The organism is Rhodococcus sp. AQ5-07 (assembly GCF_009707305.1).
GTDB lineage: Bacteria > Actinomycetota > Actinomycetes > Mycobacteriales > Mycobacteriaceae > Rhodococcus_F > Rhodococcus_F erythropolis.
The window spans coordinates 3,811,530-3,826,662 of sequence record NZ_CP046099.1 but is presented as its reverse complement, the minus strand read 5'-3'; the positions used below and the strand labels follow the sequence as shown (position 1 = coordinate 3,826,662).

The 15,133-nt window shown below is 62.4% G+C and carries 18 protein-coding genes; 10 read left to right on the top strand and 8 right to left on the bottom strand.

Annotated features, from left to right (window positions below; all coding sequences use genetic code 11):
- Position 1: 1 nt before the first annotated feature.
- From GJB56_RS17700 to GJB56_RS17685, 4 genes are all read right to left on the bottom strand, one after another.
- The gene (locus GJB56_RS17700; RefSeq protein WP_113682557.1) at positions 2 to 670 is read right to left on the bottom strand and encodes a methionine ABC transporter permease; all 669 of its coding nucleotides are present in this window, start codon (positions 668 to 670) and stop codon (positions 2 to 4) included.
- Entirely contained in the window at positions 667 to 1,668 is a 1,002-nt protein-coding gene (locus tag GJB56_RS17695; protein ID WP_020970795.1) for a methionine ABC transporter ATP-binding protein, read from the bottom strand. Before GJB56_RS17695 ends, GJB56_RS17700 begins: the two co-directional genes overlap by 4 nt.
- A gap of 12 nt (positions 1,669 to 1,680) precedes the next feature.
- Positions 1,681 to 2,538 carry a MetQ/NlpA family ABC transporter substrate-binding protein gene (locus GJB56_RS17690; protein WP_042952942.1) on the bottom strand — a complete coding sequence of 286 codons (858 nt, stop codon included), beginning with the start codon at positions 2,536 to 2,538 and terminating at the stop codon, positions 1,681 to 1,683.
- Positions 2,539 to 2,653: 115 nt separating this feature from the next.
- The gene (locus GJB56_RS17685; protein WP_042952936.1) at positions 2,654 to 3,112 is read right to left on the bottom strand and encodes a nuclear transport factor 2 family protein; all 459 of its coding nucleotides are present in this window, start codon (positions 3,110 to 3,112) and stop codon (positions 2,654 to 2,656) included.
- Positions 3,113 to 3,242: 130 nt separating this feature from the next.
- Here GJB56_RS17685 and GJB56_RS17680 point away from each other — a divergent pair, with 130 nt between their 5' ends.
- Genes GJB56_RS17680 through GJB56_RS17655 form a run of 6 tightly spaced genes read left to right on the top strand, consistent with a single transcriptional unit; the run spans position 3,243 to position 8,907 of the window.
- Entirely contained in the window at positions 3,243 to 4,409 is a 1,167-nt protein-coding gene (locus GJB56_RS17680) for an acyl-CoA dehydrogenase family protein (RefSeq protein WP_020970792.1), read from the top strand.
- Positions 4,406 to 5,353: a bifunctional MaoC family dehydratase N-terminal/OB-fold nucleic acid binding domain-containing protein gene (locus GJB56_RS17675; RefSeq protein WP_113682556.1), complete on the top strand. Its 948-nt coding sequence runs from the start codon at positions 4,406 to 4,408 to the stop codon at positions 5,351 to 5,353. Before GJB56_RS17680 ends, GJB56_RS17675 begins: the two co-directional genes overlap by 4 nt.
- Positions 5,353 to 6,468 (top strand): acyl-CoA dehydrogenase family protein, encoded by a 1,116-nt coding sequence (locus GJB56_RS17670; protein WP_113682555.1) that lies wholly within the window; start codon positions 5,353 to 5,355, stop codon positions 6,466 to 6,468. Before GJB56_RS17675 ends, GJB56_RS17670 begins: the two co-directional genes overlap by 1 nt.
- Positions 6,465 to 6,893, top strand: coding sequence for a MaoC family dehydratase (locus tag GJB56_RS17665; protein WP_113682554.1), 429 nt, complete (start codon positions 6,465 to 6,467; stop codon positions 6,891 to 6,893). The genes GJB56_RS17670 and GJB56_RS17665 overlap by 4 nt, the downstream gene beginning before the upstream one ends.
- Entirely contained in the window at positions 6,893 to 8,071 is a 1,179-nt protein-coding gene (locus GJB56_RS17660; RefSeq protein WP_020909132.1) for a lipid-transfer protein, read from the top strand. The genes GJB56_RS17665 and GJB56_RS17660 overlap by 1 nt, the downstream gene beginning before the upstream one ends.
- Before the next feature lie 8 nt (positions 8,072 to 8,079).
- Positions 8,080 to 8,907, top strand: coding sequence for a MaoC/PaaZ C-terminal domain-containing protein (locus GJB56_RS17655; RefSeq protein WP_113682553.1), 828 nt, complete (start codon positions 8,080 to 8,082; stop codon positions 8,905 to 8,907).
- A 110-nt stretch (positions 8,908 to 9,017) separates the two neighbouring features.
- On the opposite strand, the gene GJB56_RS17650 is transcribed toward GJB56_RS17655, so the two are convergent.
- Complete coding sequence (locus GJB56_RS17650; RefSeq protein WP_003940546.1) at positions 9,018 to 9,794, bottom strand: SDR family oxidoreductase; 777 nt, start codon at positions 9,792 to 9,794, stop codon at positions 9,018 to 9,020.
- Between the two features lie 198 nt (positions 9,795 to 9,992).
- Here GJB56_RS17650 and GJB56_RS17645 point away from each other — a divergent pair, with 198 nt between their 5' ends.
- Entirely contained in the window at positions 9,993 to 10,754 is a 762-nt protein-coding gene (locus GJB56_RS17645; protein ID WP_020909130.1) for an SDR family NAD(P)-dependent oxidoreductase, read from the top strand.
- A gap of 15 nt (positions 10,755 to 10,769) precedes the next feature.
- Here GJB56_RS17645 and GJB56_RS17640 read toward each other — a convergent pair whose 3' ends face one another.
- From GJB56_RS17640 to GJB56_RS17635, 3 genes are read right to left on the bottom strand one after another with little or no spacing between them, the layout of a single operon-like run.
- Positions 10,770 to 11,114 (bottom strand): SDR family NAD(P)-dependent oxidoreductase, encoded by a 345-nt coding sequence (locus tag GJB56_RS17640; RefSeq protein WP_019745294.1) that lies wholly within the window; start codon positions 11,112 to 11,114, stop codon positions 10,770 to 10,772.
- Between the two features lies 1 nt (position 11,115).
- Entirely contained in the window at positions 11,116 to 11,295 is a 180-nt protein-coding gene (locus tag GJB56_RS31655; protein WP_020909129.1) for an SDR family NAD(P)-dependent oxidoreductase, read from the bottom strand.
- A complete protein-coding gene (locus GJB56_RS17635; protein ID WP_113682552.1) occupies positions 11,292 to 11,930 on the bottom strand; it encodes a hypothetical protein in 639 nt (212 codons plus the stop codon). The genes GJB56_RS31655 and GJB56_RS17635 overlap by 4 nt, the downstream gene beginning before the upstream one ends.
- A gap of 188 nt (positions 11,931 to 12,118) precedes the next feature.
- Between GJB56_RS17635 and GJB56_RS17630 the strand changes: the two genes are divergently transcribed.
- From GJB56_RS17630 to GJB56_RS17620, 3 genes are all read left to right on the top strand, one after another.
- Positions 12,119 to 13,018 carry a LysR family transcriptional regulator gene (locus GJB56_RS17630; protein ID WP_020970785.1) on the top strand — a complete coding sequence of 300 codons (900 nt, stop codon included), beginning with the start codon at positions 12,119 to 12,121 and terminating at the stop codon, positions 13,016 to 13,018.
- A gap of 84 nt (positions 13,019 to 13,102) precedes the next feature.
- Complete coding sequence (locus tag GJB56_RS17625; RefSeq protein ID WP_113682551.1) at positions 13,103 to 14,134, top strand: hypothetical protein; 1,032 nt, start codon at positions 13,103 to 13,105, stop codon at positions 14,132 to 14,134.
- Positions 14,135 to 14,139: 5 nt separating this feature from the next.
- Positions 14,140 to 15,126 carry a hypothetical protein gene (locus GJB56_RS17620; RefSeq protein WP_113682874.1) on the top strand — a complete coding sequence of 329 codons (987 nt, stop codon included), beginning with the start codon at positions 14,140 to 14,142 and terminating at the stop codon, positions 15,124 to 15,126.
- The last annotated feature ends 7 nt before the right edge of the window (positions 15,127 to 15,133 follow it).

The following is a 15,133-nucleotide window of genomic DNA, read 5'->3' as shown; positions in this document are numbered from 1 at the left end:
GTTACCGCTTGTGGGCCATCGAACGAACTACGAGATCGCCGGTCGACTGGATCGCCTGAACCAACACGATCAAGATCACGACAGCGACGAACAGCACCGGTGTGTTGAATCGTTGGTAGCCGTACTTGATTGCGAAGTCGCCGAGACCGCCGGCGCCGATGGCGCCTGCCATGGCCGAGAAACCGATCAGCATCACCGCCGTCAGGGTTGCTCCGGCTACCAATCCCGGAACTGATTCGGGCAGTAGCACTTTGACGATGATGTCCTTGTCGGTGGCGCCCATGGATCGTGCTGCTTCGACGCGTCCGGAATCGACCTCACGCAGTGCGTTCTCGACGACGCGAGCGAAGAAGGGCACCGAGCCGATGGTCAGCGGGACGAGCGCTGCCGTCGCCCCGAGCGCTGTTCCGACGATCGCCCGCGTCGCCGGGATGAGGAGGACCAACAGAATCACGAACGGCAGCGAACGGCCGATGTTCACCACGGTGCCCAGTACCGAATTGAGAACGCGGTTCGGACGGATTCCGTCGGGCGCGCTCGCGTGCAACAGAACGCCGAGGGCGATACCGATGATCACGGTGAGCACGAACGAGACGCCGACCATGTAGAGCGTGTCGAGTAGGGCTTCCCATGCTTCGCCCAGGGAATCCTGCCAGGACGTCTTGTTCATGAGAACGTCACCTTCACTCCGCGCTGCGAAAGATGTTCTTCGACAGACTTTCTTGTCTCTTCGTCGTTGGCGAGTCCGGTGTGCGAGGCGAACTCCACGCGAAGGCGGCCGACCTGATGGGCTCCGATGTCCTCGATACCGCCGGAGATCACGGTGACGTCGACATCGAGATCACGCGAGAGTTGGGAAATCACGGGCGAGGTCGACAGCGAATCGACAAAGGTGAGGAGTGCCGGAATTCCGGTCGGGGACGTTCGCACCGTTCCGGTCGGCAGTAGCGCCTCGCCGAGGGGTGAGTCCGGGTCCGCAACCAGTTCGGTGAGCGTTCCCTCGTCGACGATGCGTCCCTGGTCGATCAGGGCGGCGCGGTGACAGATCCGTCGAACCACGTTGAGCTCGTGGGTGATCAGAACGATGGTCACACCCAGACGTCGATTGAGGTCGGCGAGCAGGTCGAGGATCGAATCGGTCGTATCCGAGTCGAGGGCGCTCGTGGCTTCGTCGCACAGGAGGACATCGGGAGAAGCCGCCAAGGCCCTCGCGATCCCGACCCGTTGTTTCTGTCCGCCGGACAGTTGCGAAGGGAAGGCGTCACGTCGGTCTTCCAGGCCGACCAACTCGATCAGCTCGTCGACGCGGGCACGGCGATCTGCCCGCGAGTACCCCGCCACTTCGAGAGGAAAGGCGATGTTGGCGGCGACCGAGCGGGAGTGCAGCAGGTTGAAATGCTGGAACACGACACCGATCCGCTTGCGTGCATCGCGCAACTGCGCGGGGCTCAACGCGGTCAGATCGGTGTCGCCCAACAGAATCCGGCCACTGGTCGGGCGTTCGAGCAGGTTGAGGCAGCGCAGCAGAGTCGATTTACCGGCGCCGCTCTTGCCGATGATGCCGAAGATTTCGCCGTCTTCGATTTTCAGGGACACGGAATCGAGTGCATGCAGAACTTTTGTGCCGCTGCCGTATTCCTTGGAGACCGATTCGATCGAGAAGACCATGACGGGTCTCGATCAGGTAGCGCTGGCCGGAATGACCGAGCCCTGGTAGGTCTGCTCGATGAACGTCGCGACGTCGGTGGACGTCAACGCCTCGGCCAACTTCTGCACTCGCGCATCGTTTTCGAGGGAGGTGCGAACCGTCAGGACGTTGGCGTACGGGTTGCCCTCGGCCTTCTCGAGCACCAGTGCGTCCTTGGCGGGATTGAGGCCGCCTTCGATTGCGTAGTTGCCGTTGATGATTGCGAGATCGACATTTCCGTCGTCGAGAGTGCGCGGAAGCTGCGGGGGATCGACCTGGGTGAACGTGAGTCCCTTGGGGTTGTCGATGATGTTCTTCTCGCTGATCTGCGTGATGTCGGTGCCGGGGGCGCCCAACTGCTGATCGAGCTTGATCAAACCGGCCTGCTGCAGCAGGTACAGCCCACGGGCGAAGTTCGTCACGTTGTTGGACAAAGCGACCGTTGCGCCCTGGCGCAGGTCGGCCACGTTGGTGACCTTCTTGGAATATGCACCAAGGGGCTCGACGTGGACCTTCGCCACGGCGACCAGGTCGTCGACACCCTTTTCCTTCGACCACGATTCCTGGTACGGCACGTGCTGGAAGAAGTTGGCGTCGGTGTCGCCCGCTTCGAGCACCTCGTTGGCGTCGAGGTCGCCGGTGATCTCGCTGACCTCGATCTTGGTGTCGCCGAGCAGGCCCTTTTCTTCGACGAACTTCAAGATCTCGGCGTGCGGAACCGAAGAAGCGACGATGCGAAGGGGCGCGTTCTCATCGGAGGAGTTGTCGCTCGAGCACGCTGCGACGGTTCCGACTGCGACGGCGGCCACTGCGAAGGCAGCGAGGAATCTTCTGGTGCGCGAGCGTGACATGTGAATCTCCAAGACATAGCCGAACGTCACGCCGAGATGGCGTGACAGTTGCTGAACGCTAGCCCGGTAAACCTCCCGTGAGGAGATACAGAATCACCGCGATTTTTTCCTGTACCTATTGTCCGAGCAGGATGATCGGAACGTCCTCGGCAAAATCGACTACCAATTCGCGACGCGAGAACAGCCAGGTGCCGTCGACCTTTTCGAAGCTGTCCTGATAACGAATCTCGATCCGGTTGTCCCGGTGGCCCTCGCCCCGCGGATAGATGTGGTGCGCGGAGCAGTAGGCCTCACCGTGCGCGGTGGTGGGGCTGTCGAGGTCGAGGATCTGCTGCTCGACGATGTGCCGGGTCGAGTGCAGATGTGAGACGGCATCGACCACCGAACTGCTGACGACGGTGTTCCCACGTATCTCCGTCGGCGCATCCGTTCCGTTCAATGCCGGCGGCAAGACGAATGCCACGTCGTCAGTGAAGAGAGCCGCAAGCGCGGTGGTGTTTCGGCGGTCGACGGCCTGTGCATACCTGGCGGCCAAGTCGGTGAGAGCGACGCGATCCGAGGAGTCCATGCGCATATCTCACCCTATGTGACGCCGCTCATGTTTCGGCTTCCCGCTCAACGAGACATTCACAGCGCCCACCTGGGCATCTGGTTAGCGTCCAGACCAAGAGTTGCCAGCCATGAATGCCATAGGAGAAACAGCGATGGATCTGAGGGAATCGCCCGAGCAGCAGGAGCTCCGCAAGGAGTTGCGCGCGTACTTCGCGGCGCTGCTGCCGGAAGAGAAGCGTCGCGCGGCCGGCGAGCAAGGTGTGGGCGGCGAGTACTTCCGCGAGATCGTGAAGTTGCTGGGTAAGGACGGCTGGCTCGGCATCGGCTGGCCCAAGGAATTCGGTGGCCAGGGACGCTCCATCGAAGAGCAATTCGTGTTCTTCGACGAGGTTCAGCGCGCGGGTCTGCCGTTCCCTTTCGTGACGGTCAATACCGTCGGACCGACGTTGATGAAGTACGGCACCGAAGAGCAGAAGGAACGATTCCTGCCCGGCATTCTTGCCGGCGACATCGTCTTCGCCATCGGCTACACCGAGCCCGAGGCCGGCACCGACCTCGCATCACTCAAGACTCGTGCGGTTCTCGACGGTGACGAGTGGATCGTCGACGGCAACAAGATCTTCACCAGTGGCGCAAACACCGCCGACTACGTGTGGCTGGCCTGCCGCACCGACGCGGACGCCCCCAAGCACAAGGGCATCTCGATCCTGATCGTCCCCACCGAGGACGCAGGCTTCGAGTGGTCACCGATCAACACCGTCGGCGGTTTGATGGTGACGTCGACGTACTACTCCGGCATTCGTGTTCCGTCGAAGGACGTTGTCGGCGAGGTCAACGGCGGCTGGCAGCTCATCACGGCTCAGCTCAATCACGAGCGAATCGGCTTGGCGGCCATCGGTGGTCGCACTTACGGTCTGTGGAACCTGGTTCTGGACTGGGCCAAGGAAAACGGTGCCATCAACATCCCGTGGGTGCAGCAGGACTTCGCTCGTACACACGCCAAGCTCGAGGCCATGCGACTGCTGAACTGGAAGATGACGGCAGCCGTCGCGCAGGACACGCTCTCCGGAGCCGACGCCGGCGCTACCAAGACGTACGGGACCGAGACTCATGTCGACGTCTACCGCACCCTGCTCGGAATTCTCGGCTCCGCCGGACGCATCCGCCCCGAGTCTCCGGGCGCTTTGCTTGCCGGTCAGATCGAGCAGATCTCGCGTCAGGGTGTCGTGAACACCTTCGGCGGCGGCGTCAACGAGGTTCTGCGTGACATGGTCGGCACAATCGGCTTGGGACTCGTTCGCGAAAAGAGGGTCAAGTGAGCGACATTTCGGCGCAACTCGACGCTTTTGTCGGCCAGACGCTTGTTCCCACAACCTGGGGGCCAGACGAGGTCAACATCCCCATGATCCGGCATTGGGCCGAGACCATGGGCGATACCAACCCCGTTTACCTCGACGACGACGCTGCCCGCGCCACCGGCCGTGACGGCGTCGTCGCTCCCGCTCAGATGCTCCAGGTCTGGATCATGCGGACGTTCACCGACAAGATGGCGGGCAACGACCCGTCGCAGGTGTGGACCGATCTGATCGCCACCCTCGACGCGGCCGGCTACAGCTCCGTCGTGGCCACCGATTCCGATCAGGAGTTCTTCGCCGAACTGTGCCCAGGCGATCGCGTGAACTACACCGAGGTCATCGAGTCGATTTCCCCGGAAAAGAAGACCGGCCTCGGCGTCGGACACTTCGTGACGACGCTCAAGACGTACCGCAACGGCGACGACGAAGTTGTCGGCACGCAGCGGTGGCGGACACTGCGGTTCAAGCCGCAGGAAGCCAAGGCTCCGGAGGCTCCGCGCGCATTGCGTCCGCGTCCGGCTCTCAACGCGGACAATGCTTTCTGGTTCGAAGCGGCCAAAGAGCACCGTCTGGTGATCCAACGCTGCACGTCCTGCAAGACGTTGCGTCATCCCACCGGCCCGATGTGCGGGGAGTGCCAGTCACTCGAGTGGGACACGATCGACGCGTCGGGGCGGGGCACGGTGTACAGCTTCGTGGTCAATCATCACCCCAAGATCGACGCGTTCGACTACCCGCTCATCGTTGCGGTAATCGAACTCGAAGAGGGAACCCGATTGATCGCCAACATGGTGGGTATCGCGCCCGAAGATGTCGTGGTCGACATGCCCGTGGAACTTGACTGGATCGACGCCGACCCGGATCTGACGCTTCCCGCGTTCCGGCCGGCCGTACGCGAGGAGCACTGATGGACTTCAATTTCAGCGAAGAGCAGGACGCGATTCGCTCACTGGCCGACGAGGTCTTCACCAGCAAGGCAACGATCGAGCGCACCAAGGAGATCGAACTCTCCGCCGAGCGCGTCGACCGTGAACTGTGGCGCGAACTCGCGACCACCGGCCTGCTCGGTATCGCCCTGCCCGAGGAGTTCGGCGGCGGCGGACTCGGCTTGTCCGAGCTGTACGCACTGCTGGAGGAGCAGGGCCGTCACGTTGCCGCCGTGCCGATCTGGGAAACGACCCTTGCGGCATTGGCTGTCAATGAATTCGGCTCCGATTCCCTTCGTGCCGAGCTCCTTCCGAGTGTTGCCGACGGCAGTCGATTCCTGACCGTCGGTCTCGAAGAGTTCGGTCCGTACACGGGCGGCGACCCGCTGACCACGGCCGAGCAGGATGCCGACGGCAACTGGACCGTGACGGGTGAGAAGGCAGTAGTGCCGATGACTCACGTCGCGAACCTTGCTCTCGTTTCGGCAACCGCTTCCACCGGTACGGCACTGCTGCTTGTGGACCTGAATGCCGAAGGAGTGACGCTCGAACAGACGCAGTCCACCAACTGGGAGATCTGTGCCAACGTCACCTTTGTCGGTGCCCCCGCGCAGCTGATCGGTGCGGCTGACGGCACCACGGTTCCGTGGCTGATCGACCGAGTTGAGCTGGCATTGGCCGCAATTCAATGGGGTGTCGGCTCGGGTGCAGTCGCGCAGGCTGTCACGTACCTGAACGGCCGCAAGCAGTTCGGCCGTCCGCTGGCGACCTTCCAGGCCGTCAATCATCAACTCGCTGACTGCTACATCGATCTCGAAGCGATGAGGGTGACACTGTGGCAGGCCGCCTGGCGTATCTCCGAGGGACTGGATCTCGGCACCTCGGTACTGGTCGCCAAGTGGTGGGCAACCGACGGCGGACAGCGCGTCGTGCATCGCACCACGCATGTCCACGGCGGTATGGGCGTCGACACCGACTACCCGGTTCACCGTCACCTCTTGTGGGGCAAGCAGATTGCTGCCACCCTCGGCGGCTCCAGCTCCGATCTCGCGCGTCTGGGTGCGCAGCTCGCATCCGGTGTGGAGGTGCTCGCATGACCGTTCTTGCCGGTCGTAGCTACGCAGACGTCGTTGTCGGAGAGGCATTGCCCGAGTTGGCGATCCCGCTGACCCGCACGTTGATCGTCGCCACGGCAATCGCCACTCGCGATTTTCAGGACGTGCACCACGATCCGAGCCTGGCCCAGGAGCGCGGATCCAAGGATGTCTTCATGAACATCCTCACGAGCAACGGTCTTGTCGGTCGATACGTCACGGACTGGGCCGGATCTGCATCGACCTTGCGCCGCATCGCCATTCGTCTCGGCGCGCCCAACTACCCGGGTGACACCATGACGATGACCGGTGAGGTCGTGTCCAAGGAAGACGGAGTGGTCGTGATCAAGGTGCAGGGTGCAAACAGCCTCGGCAACCATGCATCCGGCACCGTCGCAGTCGCTTTCAAGGAAGAGGAGAGGCTCTGATGGCGATCAGCCCACTCTCGGGAGCCGCCGCCATCGTCGGCATCGGATCCACCGAGTTCTCCAAGAACTCCGGCCGCACCGAACTGCAGTTGGCGTGTGAGGCCATCGTCGCGGCACTCGCTGACGCCGGTATCGATCCGTCCGAGGTCGACGGTCTGTCCACCTACACGTCGGAGACAAACGGCGAAGCGATCGTGGCTCGCAACTGTGGCCTCGGCGAGCTTAAGTTCTTCTCGCGCATTCACTACGGTGGCGGCGCCGCGTGTGCCACCGTGCAGCAGGCCGCTATGGCAGTTGCGACGGGTGTTGCCGACGTCGTGGTTTGTTACCGCGCCTTCAACGAGCGCTCCGGTGTGCGCTACGGCCTTGGCCAGCACGATCGACCCATGGACAGCACCGCGGATCGCGCGGCATATGCGTGGATGACTCCGCAGGGATTGTCGACTCCCGCTCAGTGGGTCGCCATGTTCGCCCGCCGCTACATGCACCAGTACGGTGCGACGAGTGAGGACTTCGGACGAGTTGCAGTGGTGGCGCGCAAGCATGCCGCCAACAACCCGGCTGCCTGGTTCTACGAGCGTCCGATCACACTCGAGGACCATCAGAACTCGCGCTGGATCGCCGAGCCTCTGCACCTGCTCGACTGCTGCCAGGAAACCGACGGCGGCCAGGCATTGGTCATCGTCTCTGCCGAGCGCGCAAAGGATCTGGCCAACAAGCCCGTCATCATCAAGGGCGCCGCTCAGGGCAGTAGCAAGGATCAGCACATGATGACCAGCTACTACCGTCCTGACATCTCGGGTATCCCGGAGATGGGCCTGGTTGCTCGTCAGTTGTACGGCCAGAGCGGCCTGACCCCTGATGACATCAACGCCGCGATTCTGTACGACCACTTCACCCCGTTGGTGCTTCCGCAGCTCGAAGAACTGGGCTTCTGCAAGCCAGGCGAAGCCAAGGACTTCATTCGCGAAGGCAACCTCGAGATCGGTGGACGCTTGCCGTCCAACACTCACGGTGGTCAGGTCGGCGAGGCATACCTGCACGGCGTCAACGGAATTGCCGAAGGTGTGCGACTGGTCCGAGGAACGTCGACCAATCAGCCCGACGGCGTCGAAAACGTCTTGGTCACAGCCGGAACGGCAGTGCCCACCAGCGGTCTCGTTCTAGGCGCTGTTTAAGAGAGGAAATGACAGTGATAACTTCGGAAGCTGCGAAGACCGCCGGCGATTGGCGCGGAGCCGATCTCGGTACCCGCACCGTGGCGTACACCGAGCGCGACGCGATCTTGTACGCACTCGCCGTGGGCGCCAAGGCAACCGAGCTGGACCTCGTCTTCGAGGATCAGCTTCGGGTACTGCCGACTTTTGCTCTGACGCTGGCACAGTGGGCTCCCGACGCTCTGGGCTCGGCGGGCGCCTTCGACACCTCGACGGCACTGCACGGCTCGCAAGAGTTGAAAGTGCTTGCTCCGCTTCCGCGTAGCGGTGAGGTGACGTTGAAGGCTTCGGTCGGCGAGGTGTGGGACAAGGGCGCAGCAGCGGTGTTCGAAGTGAAGGTGGAATGCGAGTACTTCGTCGCGACCTGGTCACTTTTTGCTCCCGGTGCCGGTGGATTCGGCGGAGAACGTGGACCCTCACGTCCGGCGGAGCCGACCGGTGAGCCTTCGCTGACCGGTGTGCTGACCACAGCGAAGAACCAGACGGCGATGTACCGGCTCCTGGGCGACAAACACCACATCCACATCGATCCCGAGGCTGCGGCGCGGATCAACCAGCCGCGTCCGATCATGCACGGGCTGTGCACGTTGGCCGCCAGCACACTCGAGCTTGCTCGGGTCGCCGGAGTGCATCCGGCTGATCTTGTCAGTCTCGAGGGCCGATTCGCTGCGGCGATCCATCCGGGTGAGTCGCCGTCCATCGTTGCGTGGGGAACTCCCGACGACCTGGCCTTCCAGGTCACCAAGGGTGATCAGGTAGCGATTACCGGTGCACGAGTGAGCTTTTCCGCTCACTAGTCCCTCCAGACTCAACTGCGGGGTGCTTGACCCCTTGTCGCGCCCCGCAGTTGTTTGCACGAAGAAGCAGCCCCTGAGCGATTCGCTCAGGGGCTGCTCTGTGCTTGTGTTCAGTCCTGATGGGTCGCCATGTAGCGAGCCGGGTACTCACCGCCGCCGTGAACGGCGATGTCGGCGCCGTTGACGTACGAGGAGAGTGGGCTCGCCAGGAACAGGCAGGAGTTTGCGATATCGGCCGGGACGGCCATGCGCTCCATCGGAATGGTCCTGGTGACCGCCGCGCCGCCGTCGGCGCCGTAGACCTCGGCGGCAGCCTCGGTACGGATCAGGCCGGTGGTGATGTGGTTGATCCGGACCTTCGGCGCCCATTCGAGGGCCAATGCCTTGGTCAGAACGAGGAGGCCGGCCTTGGCTGCGCTGTACGCCGCGGTTCCGGGCTGCGGATCGATTGCCGAGACACTGCCGATGTTGATGATGGCACCGCCGTCGTCCTGAGTCTGCATCACTGCGTTGGCGGCCTGGGCAACGTTGAAGGGTGCCAACAGGTTCAGGGCCACGATCTTCTCGACGAAGCGGGGTGACACCGTCGCAGCATCGGCATCGGGGGAGCCGCCGGCGTTGTTGACCAGGACGTCCAGACGGCCGAAGCGCTCGACGGCATCCTGGACGAGGGCTGCGGCGTCGGCGGGATCGCGGACGTCAGTGGCGCGAAAGGCTGCGCTACGGCCGTCGGCGGTGGGTAGGTTTTCGGGCTCGTTACGGCCACAGACCAGCACGTTCGCACCCGCGGCGAGGAAGGTTTCGGCGATGACGTAGCCGATGCCTTTGGTGCCGCCGGTGACGATCACCGAGCGTCCGCTGAAATCGACGGGGTTGGGCAGTGTCACGGTGGAGCCTTCCTGGTGCGGTGCCGAGCTGAATTGCCGCCCAATGTGATTGACGCGACGTGGTCGCACACCTTAGGGTCAAGCAAGTGCTTGGTTGTTTTGTAGGTCGAGTGTAGACGACAAACGGCGGCAGTCACCAGAATCGACCGGTCCTTCCCGCAAAGGGACCTCTGCGTCGACAGACATTGGAGTAGTCACATGGGCAAGCTCGAAGGCAAAGTTGCACTCATCACGGGTGCGGGTCAGGGAATCGGGCAGGGGATTGCCCTGGCCTTGGCCAAAGAGGGCGCCGTGATCGCCGTTGCCGGTCGCACCGAATCCAAGTTGCACACCACCTGCGGACTACTCGCTGACATCGGTGCGCGCGGTGAGGCCGTGGTTTGTGACGTCAGCAAGAAGGACGACATCACGGCGGCCGTGGACCGAACCGTCGAACTGTTCGGCGGAATCGACATCCTGGTCAACAACGCCAACGACTGCAAGCCCGGCCCGCTCTTGAGCGTGCTGGACGAAGACTTCGAGCGTTCTTTCGCGACGGGCCCACTCGCCACCCTGCGCATGATGCAGGCGTCGTACCCGCACATGAACAGTCGTGGCGGTGGCGTCATCATCAACATGGTCACCTCGGCAGCCGTGCGCTGGGATGCCAGTAACTACGGCGCTTACGGTTCCATCAAGGAAGGCATGCGCTCGTTGACCCGCGCTGCCGCCTGCGAATGGGGCAAGGACAACATCCGCGTTCTCAACGTCGCCCCGCACGCCAAGACCCCCGCGTTGCAGTGGTGGATGGACAAGAATCCGGAAGAGGCGGCGGCTTTTGTCGCGGGTATCCCGCTGGGACGCGTCGGAGATCCCGAGACCGACATCGGTCGTGCCGTCGTCTTCCTCGTCAGTGAAGACGCCGGTTATCTGACGGGTGCCACGATCCCGCTCGACGGCGGTCAGTCGCGCTGGGGCTGACCGCCATCGACCCGATCAGGTCATCACGGCGCCGCCGTCGACGGCAATCGTCTGCCCGGTGACGTTGCGAGCCTTGTCGCTGAGCAAAAACGCGACCATCTCGGCGATGTCTCCGGGCGTCTGGGCTCGACCCATCGGAACCATTTGGGCAACAAAAGAATCGAAGACATCAGCATCGGAAACGCCCGCTAGTGCAGCATCGCGCCGACGCAGTTCCTTGATGGTTCGCAGCCACATGTCGGTGAGGATCAGCCCGGGCATGACCGTGTTCGAACGGAGCCCTCGAGTCGCGCCGATCCGGGCGACGCTGTGACTCATCTCGATCACGGCGGCCTTCGACGGCCCGTAGTGCGCGAGCATGTCACCGCCCAAGCGGGCACCGATCGACGCCAAGGCTTTCCAGGCGTGCTGCGGTGTCGGCGAGTGCAGCCTCTTCGATGTCGAGTAGAAGCAGGGTGCCGAAGTCCTCGGCAAGCCGCTCGGCAATAGCGGCGCCCAACCCGGCCGCTGCGCCGGTGACAATGGCTACGGGCGCGCTCACGGCAGGTGCGTTTCGAGCAGTGGGGCAAGCAGTTCGGCTGCGCGCGCTGCCGTGATGACCTCGCTCGGATCCACCTTGGTGACGACTTTCGAAGCAGAATCTTCGTAGACGTGCTCACCGATGAGTCGACCGTGCTCGTCGTACGGCCAGACGAATGCCAAGGTCCGACGCACGAGATACCAACCGTCGGAGTCGATGCCCGACGACTGTTCAGGGGCTGCGGACGTGGATCCGCCCGATTCGTGCACCGCGCCGAACACCCCGTCTCCGAGGATCGATCCAGGAACGAATTGACTGAAGAGTGTCTCACCCGAGAACCCGCTGTCCGATACCGCGAAGTCGGACTTCCCGGTCCACATGACAAGGGTGTCCGTCTCGGCGAGTGACTGGTAGAAGTTGGTGACGGCGTCCATGCCGTCGAGGACAATCGACTGACCGTCTTCGAACAACCGGTAGACGGGTTCTTCGACGGTCATGTCCGGCGAGAGGATTTCCTTGTAGCGACCGGAGACCTCGAGCAAGGCGTGGCGTCGGTAGTTACGGAGGATCTTCTGGTGCCGCGGATTGTCGATGGTTTCCAATTGCTTTTCGACGCCATCCATCATGTGGACGAATTCGTGCTCGTACTTGCTCATCACATCTCCTGGTTTCGCAGATTCGGCGGGCTGTCCGGATCTGCGACAACTGTGACCTGGCGAGGCATTCGCTGTACATGTAGATCTTCGTTCGAGAATTGCCAGTTTGCTTAACTCCGCTGTTCAGATACCGTGATGGTCGTCACTTTAAGTCGAGCGGCGGGCCGAAAACAACCGAATGGACGGTAATGAAGAAGGCGAGAAGAGGCGAAGATCTGAATCTGCGTTTGGTGTCCTCGTTGCTCGTCGTCGTGGCGGAAGGGCACTTCGGGCGAGCGGCAGACCGGCTGTTCGTCACCGCGCCCGCCCTCAGTCAGCAGATTCGTCGACTCGAGGAGCAGGTGGGAGTCGAGTTGGTCGATCGCAGTTCGCATCCGGTGGTGCTCACCGCCGCGGGTGAGGTGTTCGTCGCGGATGCGCGGCCCGCTCTCGAGTTTGCCGTTCGCGCGATGAACGGTCTCGACGCACTCGAGCGTCGGCGGGCCAGGCGGTTGCGGATCGGATTCATCAACGGGGCTGCCGGGAGTTTGGGGCGTGCGGTGATCGATTCGTTGCATGCGGAGGTGGAGCTCGTCCAATTGGACTGGTCCCAACAGGTTTCGGCGGTGGCGAGCGCGACCGTCGATGCCGCCTTTGTGCGACCGCCACTGCCGGTGCTCGACGGTGTGGTGCTCGAACGGATAGGCGTCGAACCGCGGGTGGTGGCTCTGCCTCGAGGGCACCAACTGGCGGGTCGCGCGAGCATCGAGATTTCTGAAATAGATGGGACTGTGCAGGTTTCGAGTGACGGCGCACCACCCGAATGGGTGAAATGGTGGTCGGTGGACCCGCGCCCGAGTGGTGTACCCGTCCGGTACGGTCCCTCGGTCCGCACGATGGACGAAGCACTCGAGGTTGTCGCCAACGGTCGGGCGGTGGTGATAACGGCAGCAACCATTGCCGAGTACTACACCCGCTCGGATATCAGTTTCGTGCGCATTTCCGACATCGAGCAGTGTTCGATCGATCTGTGTACCCGCGAGGGCGACAGCAGTCCGGCAGTGATCGAGCTACGCAAAGCTGTTTCAGCCCTCGGTGCCGCCAGGTGATTGCCGTGTCCTGATGTGATGCGCATGTACTCGGATGAAATACGCATTCTTGCCGTCTTCGTTTTAGTCAGTTAGACTAAAACCATGAAAACGATCAGCACGGCACTTGAAATCGTCGAGGCGGCACGAGTTTCGGCCGATGTGTTCGGGGGAGACTCCAGCGATCTCGACACCCGTCGCGCTGCAAAGCGTCGTTTTCATCGGCTCGCCTCCGCCATCCATCCGGACCGGGCGAAGCCCGAAGATCGGGTGCGATACTCGGCCGCAACATCTCGGTTGAACGAGCTTTACCGCAGTTGGGCAGCGGAGTTCGAACCGGCAGATTCTCGACCCGTTTATGTCGGCGAGCGGGGTGAGTACACGTTGGGTGGACTGGTAGCGCGCGGCTCGGTCGCTAACCTGTACCGGTCCGATGCCGGTGTCGTACTGAAGATTCCGCGAAACCCTCGGGCGAACTCGATGATCGAGGCCGAACGGAATGTGTTGACGGACATCGAGAATTCGTGCGAAGCCGGTTGGGCAGTCTCGTACTTCCCGCGATTGATCGATCAACTCACCCATGTGGGCAGCGGCACGAGACGTCAGATCGATGTGCTGGACGATCTGACCGAAGGTTTTGTGAGTCTCGCCGACGTCCGTGAGGCGTATCCAGGTGGCCTCGATCCACGGGACTGGGCGTGGATGCACCGACGGCTACTTCGGGCTCTGGCAGCAGCGCATACGACTGGTTGGGTGCACACCGCGATTACCGCGGATAACGTGCTTATCGAGCCTGACCGGCACGGGGTGGTGCTGGTCGGCTGGTCCTTTGCCACCCGTACGGGCAGTCGCCCGGTGGCGACGATCGGTTCCGATCGTGATTCGTACCCACCGGAACTCGGCGAAGGAGCGTCTCCGGCCTGGGACGTCTACATGGCTCATCATTTGATGCTCCGAATGCTGGGCGAGCAGACCCACGAACGGATGAAGGCGTTTGCCGACGGCTGCATGCAGGACAACCCGAGATTGCGTCCCGACGCGGTCGACCTACTTGGCGAGTTCGACGAACTCCTCGATCTTCTCTATGGCCAGCGGACATTTCGTCCGTTCGCCGTTCCATCCACGAAAGGACAGTGATTGTCATGGGCTACGGATACTGGGACGACAACACCTATTTGGCGGGCAAGACTTTTCGTGCCGCACGCGGTGTCGACGATTTCGGTTACACCGATTCGCTTCGGTCGCGTCCGCGAAGCAGTTGGAAAGCGGACCCGACCCTCGACCCCTTCGGCGTCGACAAGCGTGAATGCCGAGACTCGGACGGGCACCCCGATTCTCTCCCGATAGCAGTGCTTTTCGATGTCACCGGCTCGATGGGCGCTGTTCCTCGAATAATGCAGGACAAGCTCGGAAAGCTGCACGGGCTGCTGCAACGCAAGGGATATGCGGATGATCCGCAGATTCTGTTCGGTGGTATCGGCGACGCCGATTCCGATCAGGTGCCACTACAAGTCGGCCAGTTCGAGTCGGGAAACGCGATGGACGAGCAGCTTCGGGCCATCTTCCTCGAGGGCAACGGTGGTGGTCAGAAATCGGAAAGCTATGAATTGGCAGCATATTTCATGGCACGTCACACCAGTACGGATGCCTGGGAGAAGCGCGGAAGGAAAGGCTACCTCTTCATCATCGGCGACGAGCTGAACAAGCCGCGGCTCTCGGCTCGTCACATCCGTTCGGTGATCGGGGACAAGGTACGTCAGGACGTGTCGGTGCCGTCGATCTACAGTGAACTCGAAGAAAGATGGAACGTCTACTTCGTTCTGCCGGATCAGTCGTCGTACTTCAACGATCCGGAAATCGCGGATCACTGGAAGACGTTGCTCGGTGAACGCTTCGTCAAACTCGACGATCCCGCCGCGGTGTGCGAACTGATCGCGCTGACGGTCGGAATCGGCGAGGACCGCATCGACCTGCGTGACGGACTGGCGGATCTCCGCGACATCGGTTCAAGAGCTGAAGCCGAGACTGTCGGCAAGGCTCTCGCCCTGATCCCAGGGCGCAGCACCGCGACGGTGGCCGGGTTGCCCCGCGATCTCGGAACCGGCACGGACGATGTCGATTTCGCCTAGAAGGAGA

What these genes read in the sequence shown, in the direction of transcription:
- GJB56_RS17640 (WP_019745294.1), bottom strand. Translation starts at nt 11,114, where the DNA reads ATGCTCGCGCACTACGGGCCGTCGAAGGCCGCCGTGATCGAGATGAGT.
- GJB56_RS17665 (WP_113682554.1), top strand. Translation starts at nt 6,465, where the DNA reads ATGACCGTTCTTGCCGGTCGTAGCTACGCAGACGTCGTTGTCGGAGAG.
- GJB56_RS17680 (WP_020970792.1), top strand. Translation starts at nt 3,243, where the DNA reads ATGGATCTGAGGGAATCGCCCGAGCAGCAGGAGCTCCGCAAGGAGTTG.
- GJB56_RS17630 (WP_020970785.1), top strand. Translation starts at nt 12,119, where the DNA reads ATGAAGAAGGCGAGAAGAGGCGAAGATCTGAATCTGCGTTTGGTGTCC.
- GJB56_RS17660 (WP_020909132.1), top strand. Translation starts at nt 6,893, where the DNA reads ATGGCGATCAGCCCACTCTCGGGAGCCGCCGCCATCGTCGGCATCGGA.
- GJB56_RS17620 (WP_113682874.1), top strand. Translation starts at nt 14,140, where the DNA reads ATGGGCTACGGATACTGGGACGACAACACCTATTTGGCGGGCAAGACT.
- GJB56_RS17690 (WP_042952942.1), bottom strand. Translation starts at nt 2,538, where the DNA reads ATGTCACGCTCGCGCACCAGAAGATTCCTCGCTGCCTTCGCAGTGGCC.
- GJB56_RS17625 (WP_113682551.1), top strand. Translation starts at nt 13,103, where the DNA reads ATGAAAACGATCAGCACGGCACTTGAAATCGTCGAGGCGGCACGAGTT.
- GJB56_RS17655 (WP_113682553.1), top strand. Translation starts at nt 8,080, where the DNA reads ATGACAGTGATAACTTCGGAAGCTGCGAAGACCGCCGGCGATTGGCGC.
- GJB56_RS17645 (WP_020909130.1), top strand. Translation starts at nt 9,993, where the DNA reads ATGGGCAAGCTCGAAGGCAAAGTTGCACTCATCACGGGTGCGGGTCAG.
- GJB56_RS17700 (WP_113682557.1), bottom strand. Translation starts at nt 670, where the DNA reads ATGAACAAGACGTCCTGGCAGGATTCCCTGGGCGAAGCATGGGAAGCC.
- GJB56_RS17635 (WP_113682552.1), bottom strand. Translation starts at nt 11,930, where the DNA reads ATGAGCAAGTACGAGCACGAATTCGTCCACATGATGGATGGCGTCGAA.
- GJB56_RS17670 (WP_113682555.1), top strand. Translation starts at nt 5,353, where the DNA reads ATGGACTTCAATTTCAGCGAAGAGCAGGACGCGATTCGCTCACTGGCC.
- GJB56_RS17695 (WP_020970795.1), bottom strand. Translation starts at nt 1,668, where the DNA reads ATGGTCTTCTCGATCGAATCGGTCTCCAAGGAATACGGCAGCGGCACA.
- GJB56_RS17685 (WP_042952936.1), bottom strand. Translation starts at nt 3,112, where the DNA reads ATGCGCATGGACTCCTCGGATCGCGTCGCTCTCACCGACTTGGCCGCC.